General features: G+C 60.5%; 19 protein-coding genes. 8 read left to right on the plus strand and 11 right to left on the minus strand.

The window, feature by feature from the left end; all coding sequences use genetic code 11:
• Window positions 1-34: 34 nt before the first annotated feature.
• Window positions 35-2,980 (plus strand): HD domain-containing phosphohydrolase, encoded by a 2,946-nt coding sequence (locus AABM52_RS22465; protein WP_347908083.1) that lies wholly within the window; start codon window positions 35-37, stop codon window positions 2,978-2,980.
• Here AABM52_RS22465 and AABM52_RS22470 read toward each other — a convergent pair whose 3' ends face one another.
• Window positions 2,981-3,463 carry a GAF domain-containing protein gene (locus tag AABM52_RS22470; RefSeq protein WP_347908084.1) on the minus strand — a complete coding sequence of 161 codons (483 nt, stop codon included), beginning with the start codon at window positions 3,461-3,463 and terminating at the stop codon, window positions 2,981-2,983.
• Window positions 3,460-4,350 (minus strand): ATP-binding protein, encoded by an 891-nt coding sequence (locus AABM52_RS22475; protein ID WP_150756002.1) that lies wholly within the window; start codon window positions 4,348-4,350, stop codon window positions 3,460-3,462. The genes AABM52_RS22470 and AABM52_RS22475 overlap by 4 nt, the downstream gene beginning before the upstream one ends.
• Before the next feature lie 165 nt (window positions 4,351-4,515).
• Here AABM52_RS22475 and AABM52_RS22480 point away from each other — a divergent pair, with 165 nt between their 5' ends.
• Window positions 4,516-6,837: a response regulator gene (locus tag AABM52_RS22480; protein WP_347912674.1), complete on the plus strand. Its 2,322-nt coding sequence runs from the start codon at window positions 4,516-4,518 to the stop codon at window positions 6,835-6,837.
• On the opposite strand, the gene AABM52_RS22485 is transcribed toward AABM52_RS22480, so the two are convergent.
• The 3 genes from AABM52_RS22485 to msrB all read right to left on the minus strand — a co-directional run bounded on the left by AABM52_RS22485 (window position 6,821) and on the right by msrB (window position 8,262).
• Window positions 6,821-7,282 (minus strand): MarR family transcriptional regulator, encoded by a 462-nt coding sequence (locus AABM52_RS22485; protein ID WP_347908085.1) that lies wholly within the window; start codon window positions 7,280-7,282, stop codon window positions 6,821-6,823. The genes AABM52_RS22480 and AABM52_RS22485 overlap by 17 nt on opposite strands.
• A complete protein-coding gene (locus AABM52_RS22490; RefSeq protein WP_347908086.1) occupies window positions 7,279-7,764 on the minus strand; it encodes a glutathione peroxidase in 486 nt (161 codons plus the stop codon). Before AABM52_RS22490 ends, AABM52_RS22485 begins: the two co-directional genes overlap by 4 nt.
• Before the next feature lie 102 nt (window positions 7,765-7,866).
• Window positions 7,867-8,262 carry a peptide-methionine (R)-S-oxide reductase MsrB gene (gene msrB / locus AABM52_RS22495; protein ID WP_347908087.1) on the minus strand — a complete coding sequence of 132 codons (396 nt, stop codon included), beginning with the start codon at window positions 8,260-8,262 and terminating at the stop codon, window positions 7,867-7,869.
• Window positions 8,263-8,488: 226 nt separating this feature from the next.
• Here msrB and AABM52_RS22500 point away from each other — a divergent pair, with 226 nt between their 5' ends.
• Both AABM52_RS22500 and htpX read left to right on the plus strand, forming a co-directional pair.
• Window positions 8,489-9,700 (plus strand): pyridoxal phosphate-dependent aminotransferase, encoded by a 1,212-nt coding sequence (locus tag AABM52_RS22500; RefSeq protein WP_007973513.1) that lies wholly within the window; start codon window positions 8,489-8,491, stop codon window positions 9,698-9,700.
• Window positions 9,701-10,017: 317 nt separating this feature from the next.
• Window positions 10,018-10,908 carry a protease HtpX gene (gene htpX / locus AABM52_RS22505; RefSeq protein WP_007973520.1) on the plus strand — a complete coding sequence of 297 codons (891 nt, stop codon included), beginning with the start codon at window positions 10,018-10,020 and terminating at the stop codon, window positions 10,906-10,908.
• 114 nt (window positions 10,909-11,022) lie between these two features.
• On the opposite strand, the gene AABM52_RS22510 is transcribed toward htpX, so the two are convergent.
• On the minus strand, window positions 11,023-11,679 hold the full coding sequence (locus AABM52_RS22510; protein ID WP_150756005.1) for a thiopurine S-methyltransferase: 657 nt from the start codon (window positions 11,677-11,679) through the stop codon (window positions 11,023-11,025).
• A 102-nt stretch (window positions 11,680-11,781) separates the two neighbouring features.
• Here AABM52_RS22510 and AABM52_RS22515 point away from each other — a divergent pair, with 102 nt between their 5' ends.
• Complete coding sequence (locus tag AABM52_RS22515) at window positions 11,782-12,549, plus strand: class III extradiol ring-cleavage dioxygenase (RefSeq protein WP_347908088.1); 768 nt, start codon at window positions 11,782-11,784, stop codon at window positions 12,547-12,549.
• A 103-nt stretch (window positions 12,550-12,652) separates the two neighbouring features.
• Here AABM52_RS22515 and AABM52_RS22520 read toward each other — a convergent pair whose 3' ends face one another.
• Window positions 12,653-14,326: a DEAD/DEAH box helicase gene (locus tag AABM52_RS22520; protein WP_150726297.1), complete on the minus strand. Its 1,674-nt coding sequence runs from the start codon at window positions 14,324-14,326 to the stop codon at window positions 12,653-12,655.
• Between the two features lie 422 nt (window positions 14,327-14,748).
• Here AABM52_RS22520 and AABM52_RS22525 point away from each other — a divergent pair, with 422 nt between their 5' ends.
• Entirely contained in the window at window positions 14,749-15,540 is a 792-nt protein-coding gene (locus AABM52_RS22525) for a crotonase/enoyl-CoA hydratase family protein (RefSeq protein WP_347908089.1), read from the plus strand.
• Between the two features lie 106 nt (window positions 15,541-15,646).
• Here AABM52_RS22525 and AABM52_RS22530 read toward each other — a convergent pair whose 3' ends face one another.
• Entirely contained in the window at window positions 15,647-16,402 is a 756-nt protein-coding gene (locus tag AABM52_RS22530; RefSeq protein WP_347908090.1) for a spermidine synthase, read from the minus strand.
• Window positions 16,403-16,552: 150 nt separating this feature from the next.
• Between AABM52_RS22530 and AABM52_RS22535 the strand changes: the two genes are divergently transcribed.
• Window positions 16,553-17,899 carry a class II 3-deoxy-7-phosphoheptulonate synthase gene (locus tag AABM52_RS22535; RefSeq protein ID WP_347908091.1) on the plus strand — a complete coding sequence of 449 codons (1,347 nt, stop codon included), beginning with the start codon at window positions 16,553-16,555 and terminating at the stop codon, window positions 17,897-17,899.
• An 83-nt stretch (window positions 17,900-17,982) separates the two neighbouring features.
• On the opposite strand, the gene AABM52_RS22540 is transcribed toward AABM52_RS22535, so the two are convergent.
• Both AABM52_RS22540 and AABM52_RS22545 read right to left on the minus strand, forming a co-directional pair.
• Complete coding sequence (locus AABM52_RS22540) at window positions 17,983-19,212, minus strand: winged helix-turn-helix domain-containing protein (RefSeq protein WP_347908092.1); 1,230 nt, start codon at window positions 19,210-19,212, stop codon at window positions 17,983-17,985.
• 64 nt (window positions 19,213-19,276) lie between these two features.
• A complete protein-coding gene (locus tag AABM52_RS22545) occupies window positions 19,277-19,492 on the minus strand; it encodes a DUF1127 domain-containing protein (protein WP_046043392.1) in 216 nt (71 codons plus the stop codon).
• 95 nt (window positions 19,493-19,587) lie between these two features.
• Here AABM52_RS22545 and AABM52_RS22550 point away from each other — a divergent pair, with 95 nt between their 5' ends.
• On the plus strand, window positions 19,588-20,442 hold the full coding sequence (locus AABM52_RS22550; protein ID WP_347908093.1) for a LysR substrate-binding domain-containing protein: 855 nt from the start codon (window positions 19,588-19,590) through the stop codon (window positions 20,440-20,442).
• Here the strand turns inward: AABM52_RS22550 and AABM52_RS22555 are convergent.
• Window positions 20,432-21,181: a sulfite exporter TauE/SafE family protein gene (locus tag AABM52_RS22555; protein WP_347908094.1), complete on the minus strand. Its 750-nt coding sequence runs from the start codon at window positions 21,179-21,181 to the stop codon at window positions 20,432-20,434. The genes AABM52_RS22550 and AABM52_RS22555 overlap by 11 nt on opposite strands.
• Window positions 21,182-21,194: the final 13 nt, after the last annotated feature.

A 21,194-nucleotide genomic window follows, 5' to 3' on the forward strand; every position in this document is an offset into this window, starting at 1 on the left:
CGGCAGTGTGTTGACCATCATGGAGAAACCCGCAATGCCTGACCCACTGCGCACGGATCCACGAAGGTTTCCGCTGCATGTCCATATCAGCGTGATGTTCACCTTTTTATTGTTGCTGACCGGAGCGGTGCTGGGGCTTTTCAACTACCGGCAAAACACACAAATCATACTGTCCAGCAGCGAAAAACTCTTCAACCGCATCGAGCAGGATGTCCGGCTGGACCTGCACGCGACCTATGACCCCATTCGTCATCTGTTGAGCCTGCTGGCACTCAATCCGGCAGGCCAGTCCCAAGATCTGGAACAGCGCCTGGCACTGCTCGAACCGTTCAGCCAGTCACTCGAGGACCACCCCAACCTGGCTTCGCTGTACCTGGGCTACGACAATGGTGACTTTTTCATGGTCCGCCCGCTGCGCACCCCAGAGGTCAAAGCCCTGGTCAAGGCACCGGACACGGCGGTTTACCAGGTCTGGAGCATCGAGCACGGCAGCAGCGGCCAGGCCCATTCCCAGTCGTTGTTTTTCGACCGAAACCTGACACTTGTCAGCCGTCAGGACAACCTGCACGACATGTACGACCCACGCAACCGCGCCTGGTTCAGCAGCGCCCGCGGCGACAAGGACCAGGTCACGACCGAACCCTATATCTTCTTTTCCACCCACAACATCGGCACGACGCTGGCACGACGCAGCGGCGACAAGGCAATCCTGGCCGCTGACCTGACCCTGGCCGAACTCAGCGCGACTCTGGCCAAGCACGTCGTGACTCCCAATACCGAAATCGTGCTGTTCGATGCCGAAGGCAATGCCATTGCCTACCCCGACAGCCGCAGGCTGATCATCGATGATCAGACGTCCCGCCTGATCAAGGCGGCGGACCTGAGCCCCAGCCTGGGTGCGTTGCTCAACAGCCCCCCTCAGGGCAGTCGTCTGAACGCGAGCGGCCGGCAGTGGATCGTGGCCCGAAGCAGCATGCAGGAAGGCGGCCCCCAAGGCCTGCAACTGGCGCTGCTGGTTCCGGAAGACGAGTTGCTCGTCGACGCGTACCGGATGCGCTGGCAAGGTGCGCTCATTACCTTGGCAACCCTGTTGTTATGCGTGCCGCTGGGTTGGCTGACGTCAAGAATTCTGGTCAAACCCTTGCGCGCCCTGGTGCAGGAGGCCGATGCGATTCGCAGTTTCGATTTCAATTTTCCGCTTTCCCGTCGCTCGCCGGTACTCGAAGTCGATCAGTTGAGTGTGTCGATGGCACGGATGAAAGACACCCTGGCGAGCTTCTTCCAGATCACTGACAGCCTCAGCGCCGAAACCCGTTTCGCCCCGCTGCTGGAACGGGTGTTGTTTGAAACGGTGAAAATCGGTCAGGCCCAGGCCGGCCTGATCTATCTGCGCGAAGGTGATGGCGAGCACATGGAACCCCACGGACTGGTGATCAACAACACCGCCGAAAACCTGCAAGCCTTCGACATCCGCGGACACTCGCTCAAGAACCCGCAAAGCCCCCCATGGCTGAGCCAGTTGGCCAACGTCGACACTGTCGTCATCAACCTGGGATTCGAGCAGGCAGGTGATCTGCAGAAAATCCTGCTCGCGCTGAAAAGCCCCCGGGTCCATCTGATCGGGATCCGCCTGCACAATCGCCACAACGAAACAGTGGGTCTGCTGGTGTTGCTGTTGGCCGACAGCGGCGAGCAGAGCGATCTGGACAAACTGCGGCCGTACCGCATCGCGTTTCTCCAGGCGGTGTCCGGCGCGGCTGCCGTGTGCATCGAGAGCCAGCGCCTGCAAGCCCGGCAAAAACAGCTGCTGGACGCCTTCATTCAACTGCTGGCCGGCGCCATCGACGCCAAAAGCCCCTACACCGGCGGCCATTGCCAGCGCGTACCGGAACTGACCCTGATGCTTGCCCGGGCGGCGGCAGCCAGCCAGGAGCCCGCCTTCAGCGCCTATCAGCCGACCGAAGATGAATGGGAGGCACTGCACATCGCCGCCTGGCTGCACGATTGCGGTAAGGTCACCACGCCGGAATACGTCGTCGACAAAGCGACGAAACTGGAAACCCTGTCCGATCGCATCCACGAAGTCCGTACCCGCTTCGAGGTACTCAAACGCGATGCCTGGATCAGCTACTGGCAGGCCATTGCCCTGGGCGGTGACGAGCAAGCGCTGACGGAACTGCGCAATGCCAGCCTGGCCGGTCTGGATGATGATTTCGCCTTCGTGGCCCGCTGCAACCTCGGTGGCGAAGCCATGGCCGACGCTGACCTGCAACGCCTGCGCCACCTGGCTGAACGCACCTGGACGCGGACCCTGGATGACCGGCTGGGCGTGTCCTGGGAAGAAAACCGGCGTCAGGCCCGAACGCCCGCCCCCACCCTGCCCGTCAGCGAACCCTTACTGGCGGACAAACCCGAGCACCTGTTCGAACGCAGCGAAAACGAAGTGATAGCGCAAGACAATCCCCTGGGCTTCAAGCTCGACGTTCCGCCCCACAAATACAACCGGGGCGAGCTGTACAACCTGAGCATTGTCCGGGGCACCCTGACGAGCGAGGAGCGTTATGTCATCAATAACCACATCGTTCAGACGATCCTGATGCTCAACCATCTGCCGTTTCCCGAGCACTTGCGCAACGTCGCGGAAATAGCAGGCGGGCACCATGAAAAAATGGACGGCACCGGATATCCGAAACGCTTGAAGCGAGAAGAAATGAGCCTGCCGGCGCGGATGATGGCGATTGCCGATATTTTCGAAGCCTTGACGGCCGCCGACCGCCCCTACAAAAAAGCCAAGAACTTGAACGAGGCGCTGGGCATCATGGCGTTCATGTGCCGTGATGCCCACATCGACCCGGAGCTGTTCGGGCTGTTCATCAAGGCACAGATCTATTTGCAGTACGCCAAGCGCTTCCTCGACCCCGGGCAGATCGATGCGGTGGACGCCTCAGGCCTGCTGGCCAAGGCCGGCCTGGCGTCTTGATCAGCAGTCGGTCAGGCGCAGGAAAATCGCCGCCAGCTGTTCAATCCCGGCCTGGTCCTGCGCGGTGAAACGCGCGAGCTTCGGACTGTCGAGGTCGAGCACGCCGATCAATTGACCGTCCTTGACCAGCGGCACCACCAATTCGCTGTTCGAGGCGCTGTCGCAAGCAATGTGACCGGGGAACGCATGCACATCTTCGACTCGTTGAGTCTGCAAGGTAGCTGCCGCCGCCCCGCAAACGCCACGACCGAACGGAATCCGCACGCAAGCGATCTGGCCCTGAAACGGGCCCAGCACCAGTTCTTCATTACGGTTGAGGTAGAAACCGGCCCAATTCAAGTCATCGAGCTGGTTGAATAGAAACGCCGAGAACTGTGCGGCATTGGCGATGAAATCCCGCTCGTCCGCCAGCAATGATTCCAGCTGCGCGTGCAGCATGCCGTAGCCTTCGAGGCCCTGGCCGCTCTTTTGTAAATCGATCATGCCTTGTGCTCCAACAGTTTCAGCCCGACCCAATAACGAGCAAATTGATAGGCGCAACGCCCATTGCGATTGCCTCGACCGGTGGCCCAGCGTACCGCCAGGATGTCCAGTTCTTCGGTGCGCTGCCAGGCCAGTCCGGCCTTGCCGGCCAACTGGCCGATCCAGTGTTCGACGACGTCGAGGAAGTGTTCCTGGGTAAACGGATAGAACGACAGCCACAAACCGAAACGGTCCGACAGCGCGATCTTGTCTTCCACCGCCTCGCTCGGATGCAGTTCGCCGTCGACCCGTTTCCAGTTTTCGTTGTCACTTTCCTTTTCCGGTACCAGGTGGCGACGGTTGGAGGTGGCGTACAGCAAAACGTTGTCCGGCGCCTGTTCCAGTGAGCCATCGAGAACGCTCTTGAGCACCCGGTAATCCCCCTCGCCCGACTCGAACGAAAGGTCATCGCAAAACAGCACGAAACGCTGAGGCAGTTTGCCGATCTGTTCGACCACTCGCGGCAGGTCTGCAAGGTGATCACGCTCAATCTCGATCAAGCGCAAACCGGCTTGAGCGTGCTCAGCCAGCAAGGCGCGCACCAGCGACGACTTGCCGGTGCCGCGCGAACCCCACAGCAAGGCGTGGTTGGCCGGCATGCCGTCGAGGAACTGTCGGGTATTGCGCCCAAGCTGCTCGACTTGCCGGTCGACGCCGATCAGGTCTGACAAACGCATGTCGAGGCTGACCTCCAGCGGCATCAGATAACCGCCGCGCGACTCACGCTGCCAGCGCGCGGCCAGGCATTGCGTCCAGTCGATGGCGGGGCGGGGGGCCGGCAGCAACGGCTCGATACGGGCCAGAACGGCATCGGCGCGTTCAAGAAAAGCATTCAATCGGGAATCCACGACTTCTCCTCAGGCACGTTCACAGTAATGATGGTGATACAGCGACGAAACACAGCGTCACACAAGCGGCTGCCCCCGCAGTACAGGCCTCGCGAGAACATCAGCAGGCAGGCATGATCGGCTATGCTTGAGCAGCGAAAGGAAACCGAAGTGGTTCACCCCCTCATGGACATCAAATTCACCAACCGGCTGTCATTCAAGCAAGCCCGGCTCACCGTGCTGGTCGGTTTCATTCTGGGCACGCTGCTCAGCCTGCTGCAAATAGGCATCGATTATGCCAGTGAAGACGCCTCCATCAATCGTGAAATCCTTTCATTGCTGGAAATCAGCCACAACCCGGCCTCGCGAATCGCCTACAACATCGACGCCGAACTCGCCAAGGAACTGACCCTGGGCCTGCTGCGCTCGCCGGCGATCATCGGCGCGAAACTGACCGACAACAACGGCACCGTGCTGGCCAACGTCAAGCGACCCGGTGTGGAAAACGGTTACAGGATGCTCAGTGACTTCCTGTTCGGCGCCAACCGACAGTTCGAAGACCGGCTTTACCTGGATCATATGCCCAACGAATCCCTGGGTACGCTGCGGCTGAACGTCGACACTTACGCCTTCGGCGACCGGTTCCTGCGCCGGGCCGAAGTGACCCTGCTCAATGGCTTCGCCCGCAGCCTGCTGCTGTCCGGCATCCTGCTGGCACTGTTCTATGTGATGCTGACCAAACCCTTGGTGCGGGTCATCCGTGAACTCAGCGGTCGCGACCCGAGCAGCACCGAATCGACCTCACTGGAGTGTCCCACCGGGCACGCCAACGATGAGATCGGCGTGCTGGTCAAGGTTGCCAACCAGCAGTTCAAGAACATCGCCACTGAAATCCAGCAGCGGCGCAATGCGGAAAATCGCCTGACCGAATATCTCGGCCAACTGGAAAACATCGTCTCGGCCCGCACTGCCGAACTCAAGGCGATCAACGCCCGGCTGAGCCAATCCAACGAGGAACTGGAAGCCGCCCGCAGTACCGCCCTCGACATGGCCGAAGCCCGCTCGGTGTTCCTGGCCAACATGAGCCATGAAATTCGCACACCGCTCAATGGCTTGCTCGGGATGATCGCGCTGTCCCTTGACGGGCCGTTGAATGCCGAACAACAGCAACAACTGTCGATCGCCCATGACTCGGGCAAAGTGCTGGTGGAATTGCTCAACGATATTCTCGATCTGTCGAAGTTCGATGCCGGCCAACTCGAACTCGAACACATCCCCTTCGATCTGGGTTCGCTGATCGAAGACACCGCTAACCTGTTGTCGCAGAACGCCGCCCCCAGCGTCGAACTGACCTGCCTGATCGATCCGCATTTCCCGGCACTGGTGCTCGGCGATCCGACCCGGGTGCGGCAGATCGTCAGTAACCTGCTGTCCAACGCCCTCAAGTTCACCCGTTTCGGGCGGGTCGACGTGCGCCTGTCGACGTTCGGTGACGGCGTCAGGATCGAAGTGTGCGACACCGGCATCGGCATCCCTCAGGATGCCCAGGTCAAGATCCTCCAGCCTTTTACCCAGGCCGGCGCCGGTATTACCCGTCAGTTTGGCGGCACCGGGCTGGGCCTGGCCCTGACCTACAACCTTTGCGAAGCCATGCAGGGGCGCCTGACGATCAGCTCCGAGCCGGGGTTTGGCAGCCAGTTCTGCGCGGACTTGCCATTGCCCAGCCATACCCGTGCAATGCCTGTTGTTTCGCTCAAAGGCAAAGTCATTGCCATCACGGCCGCCAGCAGTGGTCTGGGGGAACTGTTGAACAGCCTGTTGCCTGTCTGGGGGCTGGAATATGAACGGCGTTCCATGGATGACCCACTGTTTGGCCTGACAGCCGACGTGCTCATCACCGACTGCCCCGAATGCCTGTTCAGTTTGCGCCCCACCCTCAGCGCGCCGATCCTGCTGATTACCGCGTATGGCAACTTCATGCCCAGCGAAGAGGCAAGCGCCCTCGCCCCCCTGCAACAACAGGCCCGCCCCTTGGCCCGCAGTACGCTGCTTCAGACGTTGCAGCGGATCCTGCAACCGCAAACCCACTCGATCAATGAGGCCCGGCTCGACACGCAATGCCCTCAACGCCGCGGGAGCGTGCTGTTGGTGGAAGACAATCCGGTCAACCAGTTGGTGGCCAAGGGTATGCTCGGCAAACTCGGCTGCGAGGTCACCACCGCGGCTCATGGTGGCGAGGCGCTGGATCAACTCGAGCAACGGGATTTCGACCTGGTGCTGATGGACTGCAACATGCCGGTGATGGACGGCTATGAAGCCAGCCGGCAAATCCGCCGCAGCGGACGCTGGCCCGAACTGCCCATCGTCGCCCTGACGGCCAACGCCATGTCGGAGGAGCGTGAGCGCTGTCGTGCCGCAGGCATGAGCGACTACCTGGCCAAACCCTTCCGGCGCGAAGAACTGGCCGCCCTGCTGGACCTGTGGATCCCCGCTACGACAGCGCCTTGAACTGCCCCAACAGGTGATCGAGGCCATCGCGCAATTCGTTGAGACGATTGAGATCGACCCCGCTGTCGCACAACAGCCGCGCCTTGAGTGGTCCGACCTGGTCGCGCAAGGCCGTGCCGGCTGGCGACAGGCTCAGGTGCACTTCACGCTCATCGCGTGCCGAACGCTGACGCTGCACCAGTTGCAGTTGCTCCAGGCGCTTGAGCAAGGGTGTCAGCGTGCCGGAATCCAGGGCCAGACGCTCGCCCAATGCCTTGACGGTCGGTTGCTCCGGGGCCGCTTCCTGCCACTCCCACAACACCAGCATCGCCAGGTACTGAGGGTAAGTCAGGCCCAACTGATCGAGCATTGGCTTGTAGGCACGAATCACTGCCCGGGAAGCCGCGTACAGCTTGAAACACAACTGACTGTCGAGCTTCAGGGAATCGACTGACAAGGTATTCATTTGAGCAAGGCTTCGATCTCGCGGGTCAGGTCCTGCGGCTTGGTCGCCGGAGCGAAGCGCTTGACCAGTTGCCCGTCCTTGCCGATCAGGAACTTGGTGAAATTCCACTTGATGCCCTGGGAACCCAGCACCCCCGGTGCGCGCTTTTTCAATTGCACGAACAGCGGATGGGCTTCGGCACCATTGACGTCGATCTTTTTGAACAGCGGGAAGCTGACACCGAAGTTCAGCTCGCAGAATTCGGAGATCGCCCCTTCATTGCCCGGCTCTTGCTTGCCGAACTGGTTGCAGGGAAACCCTAGCACCACCAGGCCCTGGTCCTTGTAGGTCTGCCACAGCTCTTCCAGGCCTTTGTACTGCGGAGTGAAACCGCACTTGCTCGCTGTATTGACCACCAGCACGGCCTTGCCGGCGAAATCCGCCAGGGTCTTTTGCTCTCCCTTGATGGTGGTGCAAGGGATGCTCAGCAGGTTATCGCTCATCTTTGAGTTTCCGAGTGAATGGAAGAAAAAACAAAATAGCGAGCAATTGAATTGCGTGCAATTTAAATATCGGGAAAGCGATCATCGGATCGCTTCGTGGGCTTACTCGCGAGGCACCAGGCTCAGGCACACCGAATTGATGCAGTAACGCAGGCCTGTCGGCGGCGGGCCATCAGGGAATACGTGCCCCAGGTGCGCGTCGCACTTGGCGCAGACCACTTCGGTGCGGATCATGCCGTGGCTGACATCACGTATTTCGGTCATGGCGCTGTCGCCGATCGGCGCGTAGAAACTTGGCCAGCCGCAGCCGGAGTCGAACTTGGTTCCCGAGTCGAATAGCGGTTCGCTACAGCAGATGCAGTGGTAGACACCGTCGGTCTTGGTGGCGTTGTATTTGCCGGAAAACGGACGCTCGGTGCCTTTAAGGCGGCACACGTTGTACTGCTCCGGGTCGAGCATCGCCTTCCATTCTTCCAGGGTTTTTTCCAACTTTTCCATCATCACACCTCAGCGGCTGAAAAAGCCCGATCTGTACCTTTTCCACGGATCGGGCGGCACGTATGATTGCGCCTCGTCAAACGCCAGTCTGGCAGCCAGACCACGCGCATTCAAACGGAAATATGGGTGCTGCATCTCAAGGCGTCAGGCCTGTGTGAATACGCAGGATTCCCAGCACGGTTGCCCAAACGCCGTCTGGATCGTTCATTTTCGGGAACACATCGCCATGCAGGTCAGCAAATCGAACAAGCTCGCCAACGTCTGCTACGACATTCGCGGCCCGGTGCTCAAGCACGCCAAGCGCCTGGAAGAGGAAGGCCATCGCATCCTCAAGCTGAACATCGGCAACCCGGCGCCCTTTGGTTTCGAAGCACCGGATGAAATCCTCCAGGACGTGATCCGCAACCTGCCGACCGCCCAGGGCTACAGCGATTCCAAGGGCCTGTTCAGTGCGCGCAAGGCCGTGATGCAGTACTACCAGCAAAAGCAGGTGGAAGGCGTCGGCATTGAAGACATCTACCTGGGCAACGGCGTTTCCGAACTGATCGTGATGTCGATGCAGGCCCTGCTCAACAATGGCGACGAAGTGCTGGTGCCGGCGCCGGACTATCCATTGTGGACCGCAGCCGTGAGCCTGTCCGGCGGCAATCCGGTGCATTACCTGTGCGACGAGCAAGCCAACTGGTGGCCGGACCTGGCCGACATCAAGGCCAAGATCACCCCGAACACCAAGGCCCTAGTGATCATCAACCCGAACAACCCGACCGGCGCGGTGTATTCGAAGGAAGTGCTGCTGGGCATGCTGGAACTGGCCCGCCAGCACAATCTGGTGGTGTTCTCCGACGAGATCTACGACAAGATCCTCTACGACGACGCCGTGCACATCTGCACCGCCTCCCTGGCGCCGGACCTGCTGTGCCTGACCTTCAACGGTCTGTCCAAGTCCTATCGCGTGGCCGGTTTCCGTTCCGGCTGGATCGCCATTTCCGGCCCGAAACACCACGCCCAGAGCTATATCGAAGGCATCGACATGCTGGCGAACATGCGCCTGTGCGCCAACGTGCCGAGCCAGCATGCGATCCAGACCGCCCTGGGTGGCTATCAGAGCATCAATGACCTGGTGCTGCCCCAGGGCCGCCTGCTGGAGCAACGCAACCGCACTTGGGAGTTGCTCAACGACATTCCGGGCGTGAGCTGCGTCAAGCCGATGGGTGCGCTGTATGCATTCCCGCGAATCGACCCCAAGGTCTGCCCGATCCATAACGACGAAAAATTCGTTCTCGACCTGCTGCTCTCCGAGAAGTTGCTGGTGGTTCAAGGCACCGCGTTCAACTGGCCATGGCCAGACCACTTCCGCGTCGTGACCCTGCCCCGTGTCGATGACCTGGAGATGGCCATCGGACGCATCGGCGGCTTCCTCAAGTCCTACCGCCAGTAAGCGATCTGTCACTGTGCGACGCTCCTGCACGTCGCACGGTGATTCATCCGGCAACATTTGTTTGCATGGCGCCACTGGCAGTTGCTTTGTGCACTGCCGGACAGCGCCTTGCCTGCTCGCGCCTAACAAAGGCGGGGGTCTTCGACATGAATTGACTGACAAACACTTCCCGCACACTTGTCGGAAATGCCCTGCAAGCAGCTAGACTATTGCCGTAGGACACAGTTTGAAATAGTCACCCGGTTGAATACCCCGGTGCAGCACCTTATATACCCCGCAGTACGCTACATCTTTAGCTTGAGGAGATTTCTACAACCATGATGCGCATCCTGCTGTTCTTGGCCACTAACCTGGCGGTCGTGCTGATTGCCAGCATCACCCTGAGCCTTTTCGGCTTCAACGGGTTCATGGCGGCCAATGGGGTTGACCTCAACCTCAATCAGCTGCTGATCTTCTGTGCGGTCTTTGGTTTCGCCGGCTCGCTGTTTTCGCTGTTCATCTCCAAGTGGATGGCGAAGATGAGCACCAGCACCCAGATCATCACCCAGCCACGCACCCGTCACGAGCAATGGCTGCTGCAAACCGTCGAGCAACTGTCCCGCGAAGCCGGGATCAAGATGCCCGAAGTCGGTATCTTCCCGGCCTACGAGGCGAACGCCTTCGCCACCGGCTGGAACAAGAACGACGCATTGGTCGCGGTCAGCCAGGGCTTGCTCGAGCGCTTCTCGCCGGATGAAGTGAAAGCCGTCCTGGCCCATGAAATCGGCCACGTCGCCAATGGCGACATGGTTACCCTGGCGTTGATCCAGGGTGTGGTGAACACCTTCGTGATGTTCTTCGCACGGATCATCGGCAATTTCGTCGACAAGGTGATCTTCAAGAACGAAGAAGGCCAGGGCATTGCCTACTACGTGGCAACCATCTTCGCCGAACTGGTTCTGGGCATCCTGGCCAGCGCCATCGTCATGTGGTTCTCGCGCAAGCGCGAATTCCGTGCCGACGAAGCCGGTGCAAACCTGGCCGGCACCGCCGCGATGATTGGCGCCCTGCAACGCCTGCGGGCGGAACAAGGGCTGCCGGTACACATGCCCGACACCCTGAATGCCTTCGGCATCAACGGTGGCATCAAGCAAGGGTTCGCTCGCATGTTCATGAGCCACCCGCCTCTGGAAGAGCGTATCGACGCTCTGGCTCGTCGCCGGGGCTGATACACGCCACAGCAAAGCAAAAGGCCCGCAGCGATGCGGGCCTTTTTTTATCTACAGATTGGCGCGGCGCTCATTCCGGCCTCATCGCGAGCAGGCCAGTAAAGCTACCCACTATTACCGACTGGAAACCCGATATACCCGCTCCTCCAGCCGCGTAACGCCCGCCTCCAGAAACTTCCCGCTCTCGCTCAACACATCCTGATCTTCCAGGATCTTCAGCGCCCACGAGTCCCCGAACAGCCGCCGCACCTCATCATCGAGTACGGCAAACGGCGGGCCGGGCATTTGCGCCTGGTCATAGTCCAGGGTAATCAACAGGCCAAGGGACTCCTTCGGCAGTATCCGCTTCAAATGGGCCGCGTAGCGCTCGCGCATTTCCGTCGGCAGCGCGATCAACGCCGCGCGATCATAAAGCGCGGAACAATCGGCAACATCGCCTGCCGTCAGTTCGAAGAAATCGCCGCACCACAGCTCGATGGAACCTGCCCGATAAACCTTGAACGGCCCCTGCTCGCTGACGGCCGGATCAAAGCCATGTTCGCTGAAAAACTCCTCGACGGCTTTTTCCGACAGCTCGACTCCCAGGACCTCATGGCCTTGATGGGCGAGCCATAGCAAATCCAGGCTTTTTCCACATAACGGCACCAACACGCGTGCGCCTTCTTCAAGGCTTAGCGCTGGCCAGAACCGCTTCAGATGAGGGTTCACCTGCGGCAGGTGAAAGCCGATCTGGTTCGCCGCCCATTTTTTGTGCCAAAACTCCGGCTGCATAAATAACCCCGAAAATTCGATCAAAACACCCTAAAACTTATATTAGATTTAGATTAATGATCTGACTGAAGATGTTGCATCTTAACTCTCAGGAGCTCGTTCATGTTCCCCAGCCTGTATATATCCCACGGCTCCCCCATGCTCGCCCTGAATCCCGGTGCCAGCGGGCCGGCACTCGCCCGCCTGGCCGCCGAGATACCGAAGCCAAAAGCCATCGTGATTGTTTCCGCGCACTGGGAAAGCAATGAGCTGCTGGTCAGCGGCAATCCACAACCGGAAACCTGGCATGACTTCGGTGGCTTTCCCAAAGCCCTGTTCGAAGTCCAGTACCCGGCTCCCGGCGACCCACGACTCGCCGCCGAGGTTGCCGGGTTATTGAAAAGCGCTGGCCTTGCTGCACGTATCGACAGCAATCGGCCTTTCGACCATGGCGTCTGGGTGCCGTTATCGCTGATGTATCCGCAGGCAGACATCCCGATTGTCCAGGTTTCGCTGCCCTCCCGTGATGGCCCCGCCCTGCAGACCCGCGTTGGCCAGGCGCTGGCCAGCCTGCGTGAACAAGGCGTGCTGCTGATCGGCTCCGGCAGCATCACTCACAATCTGCGGGAACTGGACTGGCATGCCGGCCCGGAGAGTGTTGAACCCTGGGCCCAGGCATTTCGCGACTGGATGATCGACAAACTCGCCGCGAACGACGAAGCCGCATTGCACGACTATCGTGCGCAGGCGCCAAACGCTGTACGCAATCATCCGAGTGATGAGCACTTGTTGCCGTTGTACTTTGCCCGAGCTGCCGGGGGGCAGTTCAGCGTTGCTCACCAAGGGTTCACCATGGGTGCGCTGGGCATGGACATTTACCGCTTCGACTGACAGACCGCGACACAAATCAATCATCGACCACAAAACAGCAGGCAAAAAAATCCCCGAACCAGTCGGGGATTTTTCATGTTCGATCAATCAGCCCGAGAGCGGATCAATCTTCGCGGTAGCGACGCAGCTTCAACTGCTTGCCGGCAACGCGAGTGTCCTTCAGCTTGGTCAGCAACTTCTCAAGACCATCTTCCGGCAGCTCGACGAGGCTGAAGCTGTCACGCACCTGGATGCGACCGATGGCTTCACGCGCCAGACCACCTTCGTTGAGGATGGCGCCCAGCAGGTTCTTGGCAGCGATACCGTCACGCGCGCCCAGCGCGGTACGGCAACGTGCACGGCCTTCGCCCAGTGGCATCGGAGCACGACGCTCGCGGTCACCACGCTCAGGACGATCACCGGAACGCTCTGGACGATCGCCACGCGGTGCATTGTTCGGCACCAGTGGACGTTCTTTCTCGATAGCAGCCAGGGTCAGCGCTTGAGCGTTGGTAGCCTTGCGCAGCAGAGCAGCGGCCAGGGCACGCGGGGTGCAACCGATGTCGGCGGTCAGACGATCCAGCAGATCGCCATGAGTCGATTCGGCATCAGCAACCAGCGGCGACAGGCTGTTGGTCAGCTTCTTGATGCGCGCATCCAGAACGGCTTGAGCGTCTGGCAGGCGAACTTCAGCAACCTTTTGACCGGTTACACGCTCGATCACTTGCAGCATGCGGCGCTCACGCGGAGTCACCAGCAGCAGTGCACGACCTTCGCGACCGGCACGGCCGGTACGGCCGATACGGTGAACGTAGGACTCTGGGTCGTACGGCATGTCAACGTTGAACACGTGAGTGATGCGCGGAACGTCCAGGCCACGAGCAGCAACGTCGGTCGCCACAACGATGTCCAGACGGCCATCCTTGAGGGAGTCGATCACACGCTCACGCTGGTTCTGGGCGATGTCACCGTTCAGCGCAGCGGCTTTGTAGCCTTTGGCTTCCAGGGCACTGGCCAGATCCAGGGTCGCTTGCTTGGTGCGCACGAACATGATCAGGGCGTCGAAATCTTCCACTTCCAGCAAGCTGAGAACGGCCGAAGTCTTCTGGTCAGCGTGAACCAGCAGGTGAGCCTGCTCGATCGCGGTAACGGTCTGGGTCTTGGTCTGGATCTTCACGTGTTGCGGATCGCGCAGGTGGCGTTCAGCAATGGCACGGATCGACTGCGGCAGGGTGGCCGAGAACAATACGGTCTGACGGGTGACAGGCAGGGCCTTGAAGATAACTTCCAGGTCGTCCATGAAGCCCAGTTTGAGCATTTCGTCGGCTTCGTCGAGAACCAGGTGGTTCACGGTCGCCAGTACTTTTTCGTCGCGACGCAGGTGGTCGCACAGACGGCCCGGAGTGGCGACAACGATCTGTGCGCCATTACGGATTGCTTTCAGCTGTGGGCCCATCGGCGCGCCGCCGTAGACAGCCACAACAGTTACGCCCGGCATTTGCTTGGCATAGGTTTCGAAAGCGGTTGCAACTTGTAGCGCCAACTCACGAGTTGGGGCCAGGATCAGGGCTTGCGGTTCGCGCTTTGCAGGATCGATGCGATGCAGGATCGGCAGGGCGAACGCAGCGGTTTTACCCGTACCGGTTTGCGCCTGACCAATCATGTCGTGACCGGCCATGATGATCGGGATCGATTGCTGCTGAATAGCCGATGGCTCTTCGTAGCCAGTCGCGGTGACGGCTGCAAGAATATTCGGATTAAGATTAAAAGCGGCGAAGCCGCCGGTTTCCTGGGTCATGGGTCTGCCTCTAAGTGCATCCGCAAAGACCCATGCTCCAAAGCTGCGCGTGCCGTGTTGAGACTCAAGAGTCGCCCTGGCAGCTTTGTCGGCGGGGATTTGCGAAAACGAATGAATGAAAAGAATCGTCAAGGAAGAGTCCGCTGGGCGGACGTGCAGCCGAAGCTGGCTTCGGGGAATTGCGCTACCTAAACGCGGCCCGGTTAAAGGCCGGCGCGCACTATACCGGAATTCGCCCAAAAAGGGAGCTTTTTTTATCTAAAATTCACCGGATACACCGTTGTGTCACAGGCTTTGCGAATAATCGATCAGCCGTCTATTTTTCAAAGGCCCGGCCTTGCGGGTGATGGCGCTAAAACGGTTCACCCTTTGCCGTGCAGACCGCCGGTCTGGCACGCCTTTCCCACCCCGAGGACCGCTCCATGAATCAGCCCAGTTCCAGTCGAGTCAGCCGCGAACGGCATGGCCATGTGTTCCTGATTGGTCTGGATCGGGTGGCCAAGCGCAATGCCTTCGATCTCGACCTGCTCAACGCGTTGAGCCTGGCCTATGGCGAGTTCGAGGTCGACAGCGAGGCGCGGGTGGCGGTGGTGTTCGCTCATGGCGAGCACTTCACCGCCGGGCTCGACCTGGTCAATGCCAGCGTCACACTGGCAGATGGCTGGCAGGCTCCGCCCGGAGGCTGTGATCCGTGGGGGGTGTTCGCAGGCCCCAGGGTCAGCAAACCGGTGATCGTCGCCGCCAAAGGCTACTGCCTGACCATCGGCATCGAGCTGATGCTGGCCGCCGACATCAACCTGTGCGCCAGCAATACCCGGTTCGCGCAGATGGAAGTGCAGCGCGGACTCTTCCCGTTCGGCGGTGCGACCCTGCGCCTGCATCAAGTCTCCGGTTGGGGTAACGCCATGCGCTGGTTATTGACCGGTGATGAATTCGACGCCCGTGATGCCTTGCACCTGGGCCTGGTGCAGGAAGTCATGGCCAGCGAGGATCTACTGCCCCGGGCGATTGAACTGGCCGAACGGATCGCCCGCCAGGCACCGCTTGGGGTGCAGGCGACGCTGATGTCTGCGCGACAGGCCCGGTATGAAGGGGAAACCGCCGCGGCAAAGGCGTTGCCGCTGCTGGTCAAGAAGTTGATGGCCAGCGAGGACGTCAAGGAGGGTGTGCGGTCGATGGTGGAGCGGCGGCCTGGAGTGTTCAAAGGGCTTTAGCCTTGTATCGCCAGTTGGAAAGCTATCGCGAGCAAGCTCGCTCCCACAGGGGATCGCAGTCAAATGTGGGAGCGAGCTTACTCGCGATGACGCCTTCACAGACAACTCATGTCGCCGGACGAATGCACTTGATCAACGAGTCCAGCGAATACCCCAACCGCGGTGCCAGCGCTTCGGCGCGGGCGATCAGGCCGTTCATGTCCAGCTCCTGGTCCAGCTCCGACGGCACGATCAGAATCACGTTGCCCTCCTTCACCGGCAGCTCCCAGTAATGTCGATGATACAAACCGCGCAACAAGGCGGCGCCCAAGGGTTTGCCATCGTCGGTAGCCCACTGATTGATGACCAGCCAGCCACCCGGATTCAATCGCTTCTGGCAGTTTTCCAGAAAACTCCAGGCCAGATGCCCGACACCCGGCCCGACATCGGTATAAAGGTCGACGAAAATCAGGTCCGCCGACTCTGCAGTGTCCAGCAGCTCCAGCGCATCGCCAACGCGGATGTACAGGCGCGGATCGTCATCCAGCCCCAGGTACTCGATGGCCAGGCGCGGCACATCCGGGCGTAGCTCGATGGCTTCGACATCTTCCAGCGGCAGGAACTTGAGGCAGGCCTGGGTCAGCGTCCCGGCGCCAAGACCGAGAAACAGCGCACTTTCCGGTTGCTCGTGGCACAGCGCGCCGATCAGCATCGCCCGGGTGTAGTCGTACTCGAGCCAGCTCGGATCGGCCGTAAACACGCAGCTTTGCTCGATGGCATCACCGAACTCGAGAAAACGGTAATCGGCCACTTCCAGCACGCGAATCACGCCGAACTCGTCCTGTACCTCGGCGAGCAGATGCTCGACGCGTTCCTCAGTCATTTCATCTCCTGATCGTCACCGGGGCCGGCAACGCAATAACACCGCGTGTAGAGAGCGGCAAAGGCGAGATTGTCGGCGAAGCGACGGGAACAGGTCACGCACTAATTTGCTGATAACATGGACGTCCGAGCGAAAACACTAGAGACCGTGATGAGCCAACCCTGGAGCCCTGACAGCTGGCGCGCCCTGCCGATCCAGCAACAACCCCGATACCCCGACGCCGCGCATTTGCAGCAGGTCGAGCAGTCCCTGGCCAGCTATCCGCCGCTGGTGTTTGCCGGCGAAGCCCGGGAGTTGCGCCGTCAGTTTGCCGAGGTGACCCAGGGCCGCGCGTTTCTGTTGCAGGGTGGCGACTGCGCTGAAAGTTTCGCCGAGTTCTCCGCGGCGAAAATCCGCGACACCTTCAAGGTGTTGTTACAGATGGCGATCGTGATGACCTTTGCCGCCGGCTGCCCGGTGGTCAAGGTCGGGCGCATGGCCGGGCAGTTCGCCAAACCCCGTTCGGCCAATGACGAAACCATCGATGGCGTGACCCTGCCTGCCTACCGTGGCGACATCGTCAACGGTATCGGTTTCGACGAAAAAAGCCGCGTGCCGGACCCGGAGCGCCTGCTGCAGTCCTATCACCAGTCCACCGCCACCCTGAACCTGCTGCGCGCGTTCGCCCAGGGCGGTTTTGCCGATCTGCATCAGGTGCACAAGTGGAACCTGGACTTCATTGCCAACTCGGCGCTGGCGGAAAAATACAGCCACCTGGCCGACCGCATCGATGAAACCCTGGCGTTCATGCGCGCTTGTGGCATGGACACCTCGCCACAACTGCGCGAGACCAGTTTCTTCACCGCCCACGAAGCGCTGCTGCTGAACTACGAAGAAGCCTTCGTGCGTCGCGATAGCCTGACCAACGATTATTACGACTGCTCGGCGCACATGCTGTGGATCGGCGACCGCACCCGTCAGCTCGACGGCGCCCACGTCGAATTCCTGCGCGGGGTGAACAATCCGATCGGGGTCAAGGTCGGCCCGAGCATGAACCCCGACGACCTGATTCGCCTGATCGACGTGCTGAACCCGGACAACGACCCGGGCCGCCTGAACCTGATTGCGCGGATGGGCGCGAACAAGGTCGGCGATCACTTGCCGCAGCTGATCCGTGCCGTCCAGAGCGAAGGCAAGCAGGTGCTGTGGAGTTCCGACCCGATGCACGGCAACACCATCAAGGCCAGCAGCGGCTACAAGACCCGCGACTTTGCGCAAATCCTTGGTGAGGTTAAGCAGTTCTTCCAGGTGCACGAAGCCGAAGGCAGCTATGCCGGTGGTATACACATCGAAATGACCGGGCAGAACGTGACCGAGTGCATCGGTGGTGCGCGGCCAATCACCGAGGATGGCTTGTCTGATCGCTACCACACCCACTGCGACCCGCGGATGAATGCCGATCAGTCGCTGGAGCTGGCGTTTTTGATTGCCGAGACTCTGAAGCAGGTTCGGCGCTAAATTCCGGCGCCCTCATCGCGAGCAGACTCGCTCCCACATTGGACCGCGTTCCCCTGTGGGAGCCTGCTCGCGAAGAGGCCAGCTCAGCCACCATCAATCTGCGCCAATGCCACCCGCAACCTTGCCGCACTCGCCCGCGGGCAATTGAGCTGAACCTGCACCAGCCCCAACCAATCCGCCATCTGCCGCAGATTGACCGCCAACGCCAGCATCCCCTCCTCATCCAGCCCCGCGTCCTCTTCATGCACCGCATGTACGGCCAAACGGCCCGCCGCCCGTTCGGCGCGCAGATCGACCCGTGCGGCAATGCGTTCGTTGTGCAAAAACGGCAGGACGTAATAGCCGTATACCCGTTTGTCCTGTGGCGTGTAGATCTCCAGCCGATAGCGAAAATCAAACAACCGCTCGGTCCGGCTGCGCTCCCAGATCAGCGAATCGAACGGCGAGAGCAATGCGCTGGCGGGGACTTTGCGCGGCACTTTTGGCTCGGCCAGACAATAGGCCGGTTGCCGCCAGCCCTGAACTTCGCAAGTCTGCAATTCACCGGCCTCGACCAACTCGGCCAAACGTGGACGACTGTCCGCGGGGTTCAAGCGGAAATAGTCACGCAAGTCTTTCTCCGTACCGACCCCCAAGGCCGTTGCCGCATGCCGCAACAGGCCGTGCTGGGCCTCGTCTTCACTCAGCACGGGGTGCGCAAGCACCGCCCGGGGAATCACCCGCTCCGGCAGATCGTAGAGCCTTTCGAATCCGCGTCGTCCGGCAACGGTCACTTCACCGGCAGCGAACAACCACTCCAGCGCATGCTTTTCCGCGCTCCAGTCCCACCAGGGGCCGGCTCGTTCCTGACGGGTCGACAGATTTCCGGCCCCCAGCGCGCCCTGCTCCTCGACCGAAGCCAGCACCTTGCGAATAGTGTCTTGCTGTTCACGGCCAAAGCGCGCCAATTGCTGATAGATGTCTTCGCCACGGCTCGCACGCTGCATGCGCCAACGCATCAACGGGTACATGGAAAGTGGCAACAACGAGGCTTCATGCCCCCAATACTCGAACAACGTACGGCGCCGGCCCTGGCTCCAGGCAGCCTGGTCGAGCAAATCGGAGGAGTAATTGCCGAGGCGGGAAAACAGCGGAAGGTAGTGCGAACGCACCAATGCATTGACCGAATCGATCTGCAGAATGCCCAGCCGTTCGATCAGGCGATTGAGCGCAACAGCCTTGATCGCCGCTGGCGGCGACCGCCCGTTGAACCCTTGGGCGGCCAGCGCCAGACGCCGAGCCTGTTTGAGGGTAAAGGACAACGTTGCGGGCATGGGTGCCTCCTTGTCTGCTCGCAACCTACCTCACCGGTAAGGGGTTTGTGTAGCGTGGCATTCATCATTTATGCATCGGGTCATTCCAGAACGGCTTGATCGACTCGTTCTCCACATCCGCACGGCTCATGCCGATGTCCTTGAGTGCTTCGTCGCTCAAGCTCGCCAGCAATTCGCGCTCGCGATGCAGTTCGTACCAGCGGCCGACCTTGTGCAGCAGATCGGATATCACGTGAATCGAGTGTTTTTCTGATCCGTGGAACTCGTGTTGACCTTTCATCTTGTTGCCCTCCGTTTGGATGGCTCCAGTCTCGCGCCGGGTCTAAGATCAATCCAACGAATGTTTCTGATGTCACATATCTCGGAGATTGATGGATGTCCGCCTACCCGAGTATCGATACCGAAGTGTTGCGCACCTTCGTCGCCATCGCCGACCAGGGCGGTTTTACCCGCGCCGGCGAAATCGTCAACCGCACCCAGTCAGCCGTCAGCATGCAGATGAAACGACTGGAAGAAGATGTGCTGCAGCGCCAGTTGTTCCAGCGCGACGGGCGGCAGGTGCGACTGACGGCCGAAGGCCAGGTATTGCTGGGCTATGCGCGACGAATCCTCAAGCTGCACAGCGAAGTGTTCAACACCTTGCGTGAACCCGACATGGTCGGCACCGTGCGCATCGGCACACCGGACGATTATGTGATGCGGTTCCTCCCGGGGATTCTGCGCCGGTTTGCCCAGTCTTACCCGCTGATTCAGATAGAAGTGCACTGCGAATCATCGAAACAACTGTTGATGCGCCAGGATCTGGACCTGTCCATCGTAACCCGCGAACCGGGCAGTGAAATCGGCCAGTTGTTGCGCAAGGAGCGTTTTGTCTGGGCCGAAGCGCAATGCTACAGCGCTCATGAGCAAACGCCGCTGCCACTGGCGATGTTCAACAGTGATTGCTTCTGCCGCCAGTGGGCCTGTAACGCCCTGGATGCCCGGGGGCGCGACTATCGGGTGGCGTACAACAGCGACAGCCTGTCGGCGATCATGGCGGTGGTCAGCGCCGGCCTGGCCGTCACGGCGCAGCTTGAAAGCCTGATCACCGCGGACATGCGCATCCTCGGCGAGGCAGAGGACCTGCCGCTGCTGCCCGAGGCCAGCATCATGCTCGTGCGCAACCTGCATAACCCGTCGCCGATCACCGAGTGCCTGGCCGAGCACATCATCGATGGCTTCAAACCTTGAAGGCGAGCATCACCGCACAGAACACCAGGAACCCGCAAAACAGCCCGCGCAGCAGCCGCTCCGGCAATGCGTGGGCAACCTTCACGCCCCAACTGATGCTCATCAACCCACCAACCGCCAAGGGTAAGCCGATCACCCAACTGACCTGATGGTGCGCGGCGTAAGTCACCAGCGTCACCCCCGTACTCGGCAAGGCCAGCGCCAACGACAGCCCCTGCGCAACCACCTGGCTGGTGCCGAACAGACTGGTCAGCACCGGTGTCGCCACCACCGCGCCCCCCACGCCGAACAACCCGCCCATCGTGCCGGACGCAGCGCCAAGCAAGCCAAGCCAGGGCCATGAGTAGTTCATCTGCGAAACCGGCGGGGCGCTGGTGGCGAACATGCGAACGAGGTTGTACGCCGACAGCGCTACTAGAAAGGCGACAAAGCCTATGCGCATGGTTTGCGCATCAATGCCCACCGCCCAGATCGACCCGAGCCAGGCGAAGCAGAACCCCATGATGGCCAGCGGTAACGCGTGGCGCGGTTCGATCCGGTTGCGCTGATGATAGCGCCACAGCGCCAGCATCACGTTCGGCACCACCATCACCAGCGCTGTGCCTTGGGCAATCTGCTGATCGAGCCCGAACAGCACGCCCAGCAGCGGAATGGCGATCAGGCCGCCGCCGATGCCAAACAACCCGCCGAGCGTGCCCAACGCAGCGCCGAACGCCAGATACATCAAGAACTCAATCACAGCATTTTCCCCC

It is taken from the genome of Pseudomonas grandcourensis, assembly GCF_039909015.1.
GTDB lineage: Bacteria > Pseudomonadota > Gammaproteobacteria > Pseudomonadales > Pseudomonadaceae > Aquipseudomonas > Aquipseudomonas grandcourensis.